At 65.4% G+C, this 12764-nt stretch carries 12 protein-coding genes; 9 read left to right on the top strand and 3 right to left on the bottom strand.

All coding sequences use genetic code 11. From position 1 onward, the window contains the following. Positions 1 to 29: 29 nt before the first annotated feature. The 5 genes from AC0L3X_RS18160 (at position 30) to AC0L3X_RS18140 (ending at position 5687) form a co-directional block, all read left to right on the top strand. Complete coding sequence (locus AC0L3X_RS18160) at positions 30 to 1205, top strand: patatin-like phospholipase family protein (protein ID WP_354095260.1); 1176 nt, start codon at positions 30 to 32, stop codon at positions 1203 to 1205. A 32-nt stretch (positions 1206 to 1237) separates the two neighbouring features. Next, positions 1238 to 2386 (top strand): HlyD family secretion protein, encoded by a 1149-nt coding sequence (locus AC0L3X_RS18155; protein ID WP_063984258.1) that lies wholly within the window; start codon positions 1238 to 1240, stop codon positions 2384 to 2386. A gap of 83 nt (positions 2387 to 2469) precedes the next feature. After that, positions 2470 to 4086 (top strand): MDR family MFS transporter, encoded by a 1617-nt coding sequence (locus AC0L3X_RS18150; RefSeq protein WP_063984259.1) that lies wholly within the window; start codon positions 2470 to 2472, stop codon positions 4084 to 4086. A gap of 34 nt (positions 4087 to 4120) precedes the next feature. Beyond that, positions 4121 to 4903, top strand: coding sequence for a 3-hydroxybutyrate dehydrogenase (locus AC0L3X_RS18145; RefSeq protein ID WP_063984260.1), 783 nt, complete (start codon positions 4121 to 4123; stop codon positions 4901 to 4903). 52 nt (positions 4904 to 4955) lie between these two features. Continuing rightward, the gene (locus AC0L3X_RS18140) at positions 4956 to 5687 is read left to right on the top strand and encodes a YoaK family protein (protein ID WP_084795221.1); all 732 of its coding nucleotides are present in this window, start codon (positions 4956 to 4958) and stop codon (positions 5685 to 5687) included. 63 nt (positions 5688 to 5750) lie between these two features. On the opposite strand, the gene AC0L3X_RS18135 is transcribed toward AC0L3X_RS18140, so the two are convergent. From AC0L3X_RS18135 to AC0L3X_RS18125, 3 genes are all read right to left on the bottom strand, one after another. After that, positions 5751 to 6617, bottom strand: coding sequence for a PhzF family phenazine biosynthesis protein (locus tag AC0L3X_RS18135; RefSeq protein WP_473316572.1), 867 nt, complete (start codon positions 6615 to 6617; stop codon positions 5751 to 5753). 69 nt (positions 6618 to 6686) lie between these two features. Next, complete coding sequence (locus AC0L3X_RS18130; protein WP_063984263.1) at positions 6687 to 6896, bottom strand: hypothetical protein; 210 nt, start codon at positions 6894 to 6896, stop codon at positions 6687 to 6689. Further along, positions 6893 to 7732 carry a helix-turn-helix domain-containing protein gene (locus AC0L3X_RS18125; protein ID WP_231144518.1) on the bottom strand — a complete coding sequence of 280 codons (840 nt, stop codon included), beginning with the start codon at positions 7730 to 7732 and terminating at the stop codon, positions 6893 to 6895. Before AC0L3X_RS18125 ends, AC0L3X_RS18130 begins: the two co-directional genes overlap by 4 nt. A gap of 452 nt (positions 7733 to 8184) precedes the next feature. Here AC0L3X_RS18125 and AC0L3X_RS18120 point away from each other — a divergent pair, with 452 nt between their 5' ends. The 4 genes from AC0L3X_RS18120 to AC0L3X_RS18105 all read left to right on the top strand — a co-directional run. Then, positions 8185 to 10062, top strand: coding sequence for a PAS domain-containing sensor histidine kinase (locus AC0L3X_RS18120; protein WP_231144517.1), 1878 nt, complete (start codon positions 8185 to 8187; stop codon positions 10060 to 10062). Then, positions 10059 to 10730 (top strand): response regulator transcription factor, encoded by a 672-nt coding sequence (locus AC0L3X_RS18115; protein ID WP_063984266.1) that lies wholly within the window; start codon positions 10059 to 10061, stop codon positions 10728 to 10730. Before AC0L3X_RS18120 ends, AC0L3X_RS18115 begins: the two co-directional genes overlap by 4 nt. A gap of 100 nt (positions 10731 to 10830) precedes the next feature. Continuing rightward, the gene (locus tag AC0L3X_RS18110) at positions 10831 to 11211 is read left to right on the top strand and encodes a response regulator transcription factor (RefSeq protein WP_038955794.1); all 381 of its coding nucleotides are present in this window, start codon (positions 10831 to 10833) and stop codon (positions 11209 to 11211) included. Positions 11212 to 11364: 153 nt separating this feature from the next. After that, positions 11365 to 12764, top strand: a 1400-nt coding sequence (locus AC0L3X_RS18105; RefSeq protein WP_473316571.1) for an FUSC family protein, incomplete at its 3' end; no start/stop codon positions are given.

Here is a 12764-nt window from a genome sequence, read left to right as displayed (position 1 = left end):
CATCATCCGTACCATCGGGAGTCCTCAAAATGCTGAACGTGATGCGCGAGCAAACCAATCCTGTGCCGCAGCGGAGCAATTCGCTGCCCTACGATGTCGTCGCCCTGGTGCTGCAAGGCGGCGGCGCACTCGGCGCCTATCAGGCCGGAGTCTATGAAGGCCTGCACGAGGCCGGCATCCGGCCGAACTGGCTGGCCGGCATCTCGATCGGCGCGCTCAACGCCGCGATCATCGCGGGCTCGCCCGAAGGCGAGCGTGTTGGACGGTTGCGCGAGTTCTGGGAAACCATCTGCGCCTTTTCGATAGAGTGGCCCGCCGGCGAAGGGCTCGCCAACGCCCTGCCCTTTGCGTTCGACATCAACTCGGTACGCAACGCGATGGCGGCGGCGCGGGCCTTGATCCAGGGCCAGCCGGGCTTCTTCAAGCCACGCTTCCCCTCCCCGCTCTGGTCACCGTTCTCGGGCGACTCCGCGACCAGCTTTTACGATACGGCCCCCCTGCACCGGACGCTGGAACGGCTCGTCGACTTCGACCGGCTGAACTCGGGCGACGTGCGCGTCAGCGTCGGCGCGGTCAACGTCCGCACCGGCAACCTGACCTATTTCGACACCGCCGAGCGCCGGCTGGGACCGAAGCATTTCATGGCATCGGGTGCGTTGCCGCCGGGCTTCCCCGCCGTCGAGATCGAAGGCGAGCACTATTGGGATGGCGGCGTGGTTTCGAACACGCCTTTATCTCGCGTGCTGTCCGGCGAGCCGTGTGACACGCTGACGTTCCAGATCGATCTCTGGTCGGCCAAGGGCCACGTTCCCCACGACATGATGGAAGTGTCGAGCCGGCAGAAGGACATCCAGTATTCGAGCCGCACACGCGCCGTGACCGACCAGGTACTGCGGATGCAGAAGATGCGTCAGGCCTTGCAGCGCACGATCGCGAAATTGCCGGACGCCGCCAGGCACGATCCCGAGATCCGCGCTATCGCCGAGATGGCGCGCCACCGTTGCTACAACATCGTGCACCTGATCTATCAGACCAAGATCCACGAGGGCCATTCGAGGGATTACGAGTTCGGGCTGAGCGCGATGCGCGCTCACTGGCAGAGCGGACTGGACGATATCCGCCGCACGCTGGCCGATCCGCGCCGCCTGGACCCGCCGGCTCCCGAGCTCGGCATCGTCACCCACGACGTCCATCGCCGCGACTGAATCTCACCGCCCACCTCGTTTCGGAGAATACCATGTCTTCCATTTCCTATGCTCCCGAGCAGGGCGCCAAAGCCAACCTTCGGCCATCCGGGCAGGCGATCAAGCGGGCCGCCCTCGCCTTGGCACTGGCCCTGGGCGTCGTCGCCGCAGCCGAGTTTGGCCACCACTATCTCACCATCGGCCGCTATCTGGAGACCACGGACGACGCCTATGTGAAGGCGGATTCCACGATCATCTCACCGAAAGTGTCGGGCTATATTGCGCAGGTCCTGGTCGGCGACAACGAAACGGTGAAGGCCGGCCAGTTGCTGGCAAAGATCGACGATCGCGATTTCCGCGCCGCGCTCGACCAGGCCGGCGCCGACGTCGCCGCATCCGACGCCACTGTCCGCAATCTCGATGCACAGCTTGCCCTGCAGCAGCCGATCATCGAGCAAGGCACGGCCGATGTCGCTGCCGCCACGGCCAATCTGAAGTTCGCGCAGGAAGAGCAGGTCCGATACGACGGGCTGATGAAGACGGGCTCCGGCACGGTGCAGCGCGCGCAGCAGACCGATGCGGCACTGCGCGCCGCCGCCGCGCAATTGCAGCACGCCAAGTCGGGCCTGCTCGCGGCCGAGCGCAAGGTCGACGTGCTCTCCACCGAACGCGCCAGGGCAGTCGCGCAGCGCGACCGCGCCCGCGCGGTCGAGCAGCAGGCGGCATTGAACCTCTCCTACACCGGCATCATCGCGCCGGTCGACGGCACCGTCGGTGCGCGCTCGCTCCGGGTCGGGCAGTTCGTCCAGGCCGGTACGCAGCTGATGGCCGTCGTCCCGCTCGATGCCGTGTACATCGTCGCCAATTTCAAGGAAACCCAGCTCACCCATGTGCGCGGCGGCCAGCCCGTCGAGCTGACCATCGACAGCTTCCGCGGCACCAGACTGCACGGCCATGTCGACAGCCTGTCCCCTGCAAGCGGCCTGGAGTTTGCGCTGCTGCCGCCCGACAACGCGACCGGCAACTTCACCAAGATCGTACAGCGCATGCCGGTGAAAATCGTCCTCGACGACCGCAGCCTGACCGGCCTGCTCCGTCCCGGCATGTCGACCGAGCCGACCATCAATACCAAATCGGCGGCGATCGCCGAACGCGAAAACAAGAAGCGCCTCGCATCGCGCCGCCCCGAGCCTCGCAGTTGAATGAACACGCGTCCCTGGCGGTTGTCTCCTCGCGGACAGTCCGTTCAGGCCATGCTTCTCTCGCAAGCGACGAGCAGACAACCATGACCACACTGCAACCGGCCATCGATGCCGTGCCCGCCGGCGAAGGCGAGCGGCCCGTCACCACACCGGCCCCGGCGGTCTCCGCCAAGACCTGGATCGCCATCGCCGGCGCCACGCTCGGCGCCTTCATGGCGGTGCTCAACATCCAGATCGTCAACGCTTCGCTCGCTGACATCCAGGGCGCGATCGGGGCCGGTATCGATGACGGCGGCTGGATCTCGACCTCCTACCTGATCGCCGAGATCGTGGTGATCCCGCTGTCCGGCTGGCTCGCGCAGGCGTTCTCGATCCGCATCTATCTCCTGACCAATGCGACGTTGTTCCTGGTGTTCTCGGCGGCCTGCGCGCTGGCGCAAGACCTGTCGCAGATGATCGTGTTGCGCGCCGTGCAGGGCTTTACCGGTGGCGTGCTGATCCCGATGGCGTTCACGCTCATCATCACGCTGCTGCCAAAGGCGAAGCAGCCGATCGGGCTGGCGCTGTTTGCGATCTCCGCGACCTTTGCGCCCGCGATCGGGCCGACCATCGGCGGCTATCTCACCGAGAACTGGGGCTGGCGGTACATCTTCTATGTCAACCTGGTGCCGGGCGCGGTCATGATCGGCTTGCTGTTCGTCTCGCTCGAGTCGCAGCCGATGAAGCTGTCGCTGCTGCGCGAGGGCGATTGGGCCGGGATCGCCACCATGGCGATCGGCCTCGCCGCGCTGCAGACCGTGCTCGAGGAAGGCAACAAGGACGACTGGTTCGGCTCGCCGTTCATCGTCAAGCTGTCGATTGTCGCGGCGATCGCGCTGTCGGCCTTCCTGTGGATCGAGCTGGCGGAACGGAAGCCGCTGCTGAACCTCCGCCTCCTGGCGCGTCGCAATTTCGGCTTCGGTATCCTCGCCAATTTCCTGCTCGGCATCGCGCTCTACGGCTCGGTCTTCATCCTGCCCGTCTATCTATCGCGCATCCGGGGCTACAACGCCGAGCAGATCGGCATGGTGCTAGCGTGGACCGGGCTGCCGCAGCTGTTGCTGATCCCGCTGGTGCCGCAGCTGTTACGGCGCTTCGACGCGCGGCTCATCATCGGTGTCGGCTTTGCGCTGTTCGCAGCCTCCAACTTCATGAACATCTCGATGACCAACGACTACGCCACCGACCAGCTCTTCTGGCCGAACGTCGTCCGCGCCTTCGGTCAGGCACTGGTGTTCGCTCCGCTGTCGGCTGTCGCGACATCGGGCATCGAGGCGGAGAACGCGGGTTCGGCCTCGGGCCTGTTCAACATGATGCGCAACCTCGGCGGCGCCGTCGGCATCGCGCTGCTGCAGACGCTGCTCACCAAGCGCGAGCAATATCACTCCAACGTGCTGACGCAGTCGGTCTCGCTGCTGGAGCAGGCCACGCAAGCCAGGCTCGAGAAGCTGACGCAGTATTTCATGAACCACGGCGTGACCGATCGCATCGACGCCACCCACCGCGCCTATGTCGCGATTGGCAAGATCGTGCAGAAGCAGGCCTTCATCCTGGCTTTCGGCGACATGTTCTACCTGCTCGGTGTCGCGCTGATCGTCGCACTCGCCGCCTCCATGATGCTGAAGAAGCCCGGCCAGATCGAGGCCGGCGGCACCCACTAGTCCCCCACCCCACCTGACGTCGAAAGGAACTGCCATGTTGAAGGATAAGGTCGCTGTCGTCACCGGATCGACCAGCGGTATCGGGCTCGGAATCGCCAGAGAGTTGGCCAGGCTCCGCGTCAACCTCGTGTTGAACGGCTTCGGCGACCCCGGCGAGATCGAAGCCATCCGCAGCGGGATCGAGCGCGAGCACGGCGTGCGCGTGGTCTACGACGGCGCCGATATGTCGAAGGGCGATGCCGTGCGCCGATTGATCGCCGCGACAATCGAGACGTTCGGACGCCTCGATATCCTCGTGAACAATGCCGGCATCCAGTTCACCGCGCCGGTGGAAGAATTTCCGTCGGCCAAGTGGCATGCGATCCTGGACATCAACCTGTCGGCCGCGTTTCACGGCATCGCGGCAGCAGTGCCCCAGATGAAGAAGCAGCGCTGGGGCCGGATCGTCAACATCGCCTCCACCCACGGCCTCGTCGCATCGACACACAAGGCCGCCTACGTCGCCGCCAAGCACGGGTTGATCGGCCTGACCAAGGTGGTTGGCCTGGAGACCGCCGGCAGCGGCGTGACCTGCAACGCAGTCTGTCCCGGCTGGGTGCGGACGCCCTTGGTCGAAAAGCAGATCAGCGACATCGCCGCACAGAAGAACATCAGCCAAAAGGACGCCGCCACGACACTCCTGGGCGAGAAACAACCGTCGTCCGAGTTCGTCTCTCCGGAGCAGCTTGGAGGCACCGTGGCCTTCCTGTGCTCGCCCGCGGCGGACCAGATCACGGGCACCGCGATCGCGGTCGATGGCGGATGGACGGCACAGTAGCCGGCGGTCAGTGAGCGGCCCATGCGAACGGCCAGCATCGGAGTAGCCAAAGATGTCCCTGCTCGCCAGAGACCTCCTCATGCTGCAAAGGTCCGCGGATTCAGCGGATGACGCAACGGAGCTGTCGCGCCTGGAGGCGCGACTGCCACCGTTGCTCAGCGTCATCGCCGGAATGGTCGACTTCACCGGCTTCTTCACGCTGGGTCATATCTTCACGGCTCACGTGACCGGCAACATCGTGCTGGCCGCCGTCGTTGCCGTCGATGGCGGCTCGTTTCATTGGGCACAGCTGTTGGCGATTCCCGTTTTCATGTTGACCTTGGCGACCGTCTGGCTGATCGCCCAAGCTTCCGGCCGGCACGGTTCGAGCCTGGCGCGACTGTTGCTTCGGGTTCAGTTCCTCGTGCTGGCCGCGTTGTTGATCTTCAGCGTCATCACAAGGCCGTCTGCCGATGCGGCTGGATCCCGGGCCGGCGCGGCCGCGATGATCGCCGTGTCGGCCATGGCCTGCCAGTACGCGCTCCTTCGCCTCGCTCTGCCGGGCGCGATCTCGACCGCGGTGATGACCGGCAATCTGGCCAATGCCGTCTTGTCGGCGATGGACCTGCTCGCTCCACGCACCCCTCTGCTGCCGCATGATTCAACGCCGCTGGGTCGCTCGCTCCATCGTTTGCTCGGCTTCATCTTCGGCTGTGTCGCCGCCGCGGCGGCTGTTTCAGTGCTGGGAGACTGGGCCTGGTCCCTTCCGGCAGCCTTGTCTGCCGTCGCGGTCGCGGTGCGTTAGCGGGTCTGACTCAATATGCATACCGCAGCCGAAGCGCGGCATGATCGACCATCGACCTGTGGCTTAATCGGCAATCCTGCCATCCACGCACGTAACGCAAGCGCCGCCAACGCTGATCTCGCCGTCTGCCTCGATCGCCAAGGCGATGCGGCCATCGCGCCCGACGCAGCGCCCCTGCGCCGCCGTGTAGCTCGTCCCGGCCTTGAGGAGACCGCGGTCGCGATGGAACACGGCGATGGCACCGTTTCCACTGCCGCATACCGGGTCCTCCTCGACGCCGCATGATGGTGCAAAAGAACGCACCTCGATAGCCGCCTCGCCATCAGCGTGACGGCCAAAAAGCGAGAGCCCGGTCACACCGAGCCGCTTCTCGAAGGCAGCCGAGCGCCGGAAGTCCGGGGTCAGCGCGAGCACACTGTCCGCGTCGGCAAGTTGCGCGACGACCCAGACGGCCCCGACATCCACGATCGCTGGAGCCACCTCGCGAACGATCCGATGCCCGATGACTGCCTCCAATTCGTCGACGTCTGCGGCTGAAAGAGCCGCGACCTTCGCCGGCGGCAACGCAAGCGTCAGACGCCGCTCCGCGCCGTCGCCCTCCACGGCAATCCGCACCAGCCCGACACCGCATTCCTGGACGAGACGACCGCCCCGGGGCATCACGCGGCCCGCCTCCAACACCGCATGGGCGCTGCCGAGCGTCGGATGCCCGGCAAACGGCAGTTCGCTGCGGGGGGTAAAAATGCGCAGGCGGTAGTCCGCCTCGGAACTCGTGGGCGGCAAGAGAAATGTCGTTTCCGACAGGTTCGTCCAGCGGGCAATTGCCTGCATTTCGGCCGTCGCCAGCCCCTCAGCATCAAGGACGACTGCGACGGGGTTTCCCAGGAAGGGTTTGGAGGAGAAGGCGTCGACGACTTTGTAGGCTCTCATGACTCTCGCTCTGCGGTTTGCCATCGCAGTGTTAACGCTTGACCTGCCCCGCTTGTAAAGGGCTCGAGGCTATCGCGCGATAACCGTGACGATGGTTCGGCAGAAATCGAAAATGAACCGGCCATAGAGAGCGCCGGATCCCGGATCTGACGATGCCAGGCGATAGGAGTTGCCGAGAGCACGGGCGATCTCCAGCACGCCCGTGACTTCATGCTGCGTCATCGCCAGGTGAATGCCGGCCAGCGGCAGCATCAGGGCCTCAATGCCAACACTGCTCATGACGGCCCAACTTCGGCGCGAGGCAGCGGCAGGAATTGCGCAAGGTAGGCGCTCCTCCATTGATAAGGCGTATCGCCGGCGAAACGCTTGAATACCGTCGTGAAATGCGCCTGGGTCTGGAATCCGACGGTCAAGGCAACGTCGACCAGCGAGACGTCGGCGCGCCTCAGCAGTTCCTGGGCGCGTTCGATCCGCCGCTTCAGCAGAAAGTCGTGTGGCCGCATGCCGACGGCCGCGCGGAACTGCGCGGCAAAGTGCATGCGGCTGAGGCCGGCGACCGCCGCCAGATGCTGCAAGGTGATCTTGCCAGCCAAATTCTCGTCGACATATTGCAGCACGCGCTTGAGGCGCCATTTCTGTAACGACCGCACAGACCGGCACCGCTCGTCGGCCTGATCGGTCTCGTTGCGCGCGACGGCCGTCGGCCGGCTGGCTCTGCGGGTCAGGATGGCAAGACGCAAGGCGTCCGCAAGGATGGCGGAGTGAGGATGATGGGCCGCTTCGGTTGCCGCGAGCGCATCGGAGAGGCTTCGCATCACCGGGTCCGGGAACTCGCCTGCACCGGCCTCCCGATCGGTCTCGACCGAGGCACGCGCGAGGCGTTTCGCCGATACCCTGAAGCTGGGCCCGTCGCCGGCGCATCTCCGCACGCCCGGCGGGGGCGTCTCGATGGCCAGGGCAACATCGAGGTGAACGAGGGACAGCGTCATCGCCTTTTCGCCGGCGCGATCCGGACGTTCCGCAAGCCCGGACTGGCAACCATCGATGGCGGAGACGCCGATCGAGCCGACGACATGATCCTTCGCGCCTAGCGGGTGTGACATCTGTAGCGACATCGTCGAACTCCTTGTCCCATTTTCGATCCGGCGAGACCCAATGGCTCGTCCGAATGTGGGAGCAGAGTAGTTCGGCGGTCCCCGCGCTCCATTCTACGCGCGGGTGCACCGGATAGGTTCTCGGGTTGATCGCGTCATACCTAGGTATGACCGCGGCGTCGCCGGCCGCACGGGCGTCCCGTTCGCCGCGATGGCGGAACTGATCTCGCCCTGCGGTAAGTTGACGCGCTCGCCAATGGTCGGAAACTCACGCAAAACCCCGTTTTTGCCGGGGAATGTGCCTCATCGGCACGCGCGCGGGATCAAACCGCGGCAACGTCTTTCAAGAGAGCACGAAAATCATGTTGCCGCATGTTGTCGGCCCGATCAAATCGCGGCATCAACGTGACCGAAAATGAGCAGAGCGACCACCAGCGACGATGACCAGTCTTGATCGGGCCACGGGTTCATCGATGAGCCGCGCCGGCTTGCGCTTCTGGTCTGCCGTCCTCGCTTTCGCGGTTTTCCTGGTCGATGTGCTGACGCCGCTCGAGGGCGCGGTCGCGGTTCTCTACGTGGTTGCGATCCTGCTCGCGGCGAGGACGCACCGGCTTAACGACATCATCGCCGCCGCTGTCGGCTGCAGCGTCCTGACCATAACCGCCTATCTACTGTCGCACGATCTGGAGGCGATCGCCTCGCCTGCCCTTCGTGCGCTGGTGAGCCTCGCAGCCATCGGAATCACGACCTTGCTGGCGCTCCAGAATCAGGCGGCGACGAAGCGCCTCGCGGCGCAGGCGCGCCTGCTCAATCTCTCGCATGACATGATCTTCGTCAGGGATCGCGGCGGCGTGATCAGTTTCTGGAACAGGGCCGCGGAACAGGCCTACGGCTGGTCGGCCGACGAGGCGGTCGGGCAACTCGCCGACGCGCTGCTGAGAACCAAATATCCCGACCGGCGAGAGGCCATCGAGGCCGGCCTGCTCGACATCGGCCGATGGGAAGGCAGGCTGGAGCAGCGGACGAAGGCCGGCGGCGCACTCACCGTCGATGCAAGATGGGCGCTCCAGCACGACCATCTCGGCAAACCCGTTGGAGTCCTTGAAACCCACACCGACGTCACGGACCGCGTCGCGGCACATAACGCGCTGGTGCAGAGCGAGCAGCGATACCGCCGGATGTTCGACGCAAGCCGGGTCGGCGTCGTCGAGGAGGATTGGAGCGCAGTGCGGACCGCGCTGAATTCGCTGGAGACCGGAGGCGCCACGTTGCGGGACTACCTTGCACGAAATCCTGAATTCGTGCGGCATGCCCGCCAGCTCACCAGAATCTCCGACGTCAATCCGGCCCTCCAGAAGATGGCGGGAGCAAGCGGCTCTGCGGCCTTCATCGCGAACGTGGACAGGCTTCTGGGGGAGAACGACCGCAGTTTCCTCGGCGCGCTGGTCGCATTCGCGGAAGGAGAGCGGTTCCACGAAGGCGAGACCGATCTCGTGAGCCTCGACGGACGCAAGGTTCCCGTCCTGTTTACGATCACCTTTCCGGCTGAGCCCGACGGAGATCGCAACGTGCTCGCCTTCGTCATCGACATCACCGAACGCAAGCAGGCACAGGATGCGCTGCTCGCGGCGCAGGCGGAGCTGGCGCATGCCGCGCGCGTCGCCACCCTCGGCGAGCTCAGCGCGTCCATTGCCCACGAGGTGAATCAGCCTCTGGCAGCGATCGTCACCAGCGGCGAGGCCGGCTTGCGGTGGCTGCGCCGCGACGTGCCCGATCTCAAGGAAGTTGCGACGACGATCGGTCACGTCGTTGCTCAGGGCCGCCGCGCCAGCGAGATCGTGACCCGCATCCGGACTTTCCTGAAGAAGGCCCCTACCCAGCAGGATCTGCTGCAGATCGACGAGATCATCGAGGAAGCGACCCTCCTGGTCGCGCGCGAGCTCGTCAAGGACGACGTCACCCTCATCGTCAAGACGGAGCATGGCCTGCCGCCGGTTCGCGGCGACCGGATCCAGCTTCAGCAGGTCCTGGTCAATCTTCTGATCAATGCCGGCCAGGCCATGTCAGGCCGGCCGGGTTCCCGCACCGTCACGTTGCGCGCCGGAACCGTCGATGGTGAAAATCTCGCCATCACGGTCGAGGACAGCGGCCCGGGCATCCAGCCTGACGACCTGCCGCACCTGTTTGATCCGTTCTTCACCACCAAGGGAGGCGGCATGGGCATGGGACTTGCGATCTGCCGAACGACGGTGGAAGCTCACGGCGGCCGATTGTCCGTGGAGAGCTCTCCGGGCTCGGGCGCGACATTCCACCTGACACTGCCATTTAGCCAAGAACACGCCTTGCCATGACACGACCAAACCAAGTGCAACCGCCGGCCCAATCCTCCAGTGCAGTCGTCATCATCGTTGATGACGACGCGAGCATTCGTGCCTCGCTCGACAGCCTGTTCCGATCCGTCGGCCTCGAGACACGCCTGTTCGGCTCACCGGCCGAGCTGCTTGGCGGCGTCATGCCCGACAAACCGGCCTGCATCGTGCTGGACGTCCGGCTCCCGGGCGTGAGCGGCCTCGATCTCCAGGGGCAACTGACCCGCCAGGGCATCAGATATCCGATCATCTTCATGACCGGTCATGGGGACATTCCAATGTCGGTGCGCGCCATGAAGGCTGGCGCCGTGGATTTCCTGTCCAAGCCGTTTCGCGATCAGGACATGCTCGACGCCGTGACGGCAGCGCTCGAGCGCGATGCGCAGCGCCGCGCGGAAGCCGCGACGAAGGAGGATATCCGCATCCAATATGAGAGCCTGACGGCGCGCGAGCGCGAGGTGATGGGCCATGTGACCGCCGGCTTGATGAACAAGCAGGTGGCAGGCCTGATCGGCCTCAGCGAGATCACCGTCAAGATCCACCGCGGCAACGTCATGCGCAAGATGGAGGTCCGCTCGCTGGCCGACCTCGTTCGCAAGGCCGAAGCGCTCGGGATTTCCCAGAACCGAAAGACTACGGACCAAACCTGAGTATAATTCCGGCGGGACTGCCGCACGGTGCATAAGGCCCCATCGGCCGCCCAATGGGAGATATCCTCCCTGCGGAACACAGCGGTCAGGATGTGTGCCAATGGCCAAAACCCCGGTGATTGCGATCGTGGACGACGACGAAGGCGTGCGCGCGTCGCTGGCGAGCCTCGTGCGTTCGCTCGGCTATGAAGCCCACGCCTACGAGTCCGGCGTCGCCTTCCTGCGGGAACCGGCGGGAGAAGATCCGGCCTGCATGATCGCCGACGTTCAGATGCCGGTCATTACCGGCGATGAATTGCAGGCGCGCCTGGTTGCCTCCGGCCGCCATTTCCCGATCATTTTCATGACCGCTTTCCCCAGCGAACCCGTGCGCCAGCGCGTCATGGCGGCTGGCGCGCATTGCTATCTCGGCAAGCCGTCCAGCGGCGACGAGATCATCCGCCGCCTCGAAGAGGCCCTGGCGGGCCACGCGCCGCAATAGTCGGGCCCCCGGCTCGGGCAAACTGCGCCTTCCCGGCGTGCGTTCCCGAAAGCAGGTTGATGGACCGAAAATACCGCCGGCACAGCTCATGCTCCCCTTTGATTTCGCGACGCCGGCAGGCCGCACGCTTTGCCGCGCATGGAGGGAGCATAATTGCCAGGGGACGCCACCAGCGCTGCCGACGACATCCGCCCGCGGGTCTTCGCCGGCTTTCCGGTGAGTTCCTGGGCATTCGCGCTGCGCGTCCTGCTGGCAATGCTCCTCGCACTCTATGTGAGCTTCTGGCTCGAACTCGAATCCCCCTCGTCGGCAGCCGTCACCGTGGCAATCCTGGCGCTGCCCACGCGCGCGCAGGGCATGGAAAAGGCGGGCTATCGGCTGCTCGCAACCGCCATCGGCGTGATCGCATCGATCGCCATCGCCGGCACCTTTTCCCAAACCGGCGCGCTTCTGCCCGCAGTGTTGGGGATCTGGGTCGGACTTTGCGTCTACGTCGCCGGGATGCTGGACGGCAATCGCGCTTATGCGGCGGCTCTCAGCTGCATCACCGTTGCCCTGATTGCCATTCAGCAGATCGACAGCCCGTTGCAGGTGTTTCCGACCGGCGTCGCCCGGGGCGCCGCCATCGCCATCGGCGTCCTCGCAGTCGCTCTGGTCAACGAGGTGCTCGCCGCGCCTGACTATCATCCGGTTCTGGCGAGCCGTCTCGAAACACTGCATCGCCGGGTCACGGAGTTCGCGCAACGCGCCGTCCGCGGTGAAGCTTCATCCGCGACCGCTGCTGCGGACATGTTGCGCGATGTCGCGGCCCTGCATCCGGAGATCGCGAGCCTCGTCACGGAGTCGATCAGCGGCCCGGCCAGAACCGCAGCCGCACGCTCCGCGATGGTGGGCCTCGTGAGCGAGCTCGCGCACGCCCGTACGCTTGCCGCGCTGCCGGCCGCATCCGCGACGTCCCGGGACGACCGAAACCCCGACGCCTCCGGCCTGATCGCGATCTGCCGGACCCATCTGCGCGATCAGATCATCCGCAGGAATGCAGACGTGCGCGACAGCCTCGAGGCGCTGCGGGCCGGAAACCATCCACTCCGGCAATGGCGCGCGCCGCTTTACCGCTCGCCTCGCATTGCAGCGGCAGCCGGCGTCAGGGCCGCGATCCACTTCATCCTCATTGCAATCATCTTCGTGATGGCGGGATGGCCGACCACCGCGCTCTGCCTCTCGCTTGCCGCAGTGATCATCGGCCTCAGCGCGACGGCTCCGGATCCGCGCGCCTTCACGACACTGGCGGTTTTTGCCATGCCGATCGCATGCCTGCTCGCCGGCGTCCTGAAATACCTCGTCTTCAACGGCGTATCCGAGTTCCAACTGCTGGCGATCGGCCTTGCGCCTCTCGTGATCGGCGCAGCGCTGCTGATCACGCGGCCGGGGGGGGGGCGGGGGCCCCCCCCCCCCCCGGCCCGGCGGGGGGGGGGGGTGAATAGAAGACCCCGCCCAAACCCGACCAAAGACCCCCCCCCGATTAGATTGGGGGGGGGGTGTTTCCCGCCATG

The sequence above is a fragment of the Bradyrhizobium sp. MI1.7 genome (genome assembly GCF_055811795.1).
The sequence above is the reverse complement of the archived record's forward strand: the minus strand, read 5'-3'. Positions and strand labels throughout refer to the sequence as shown.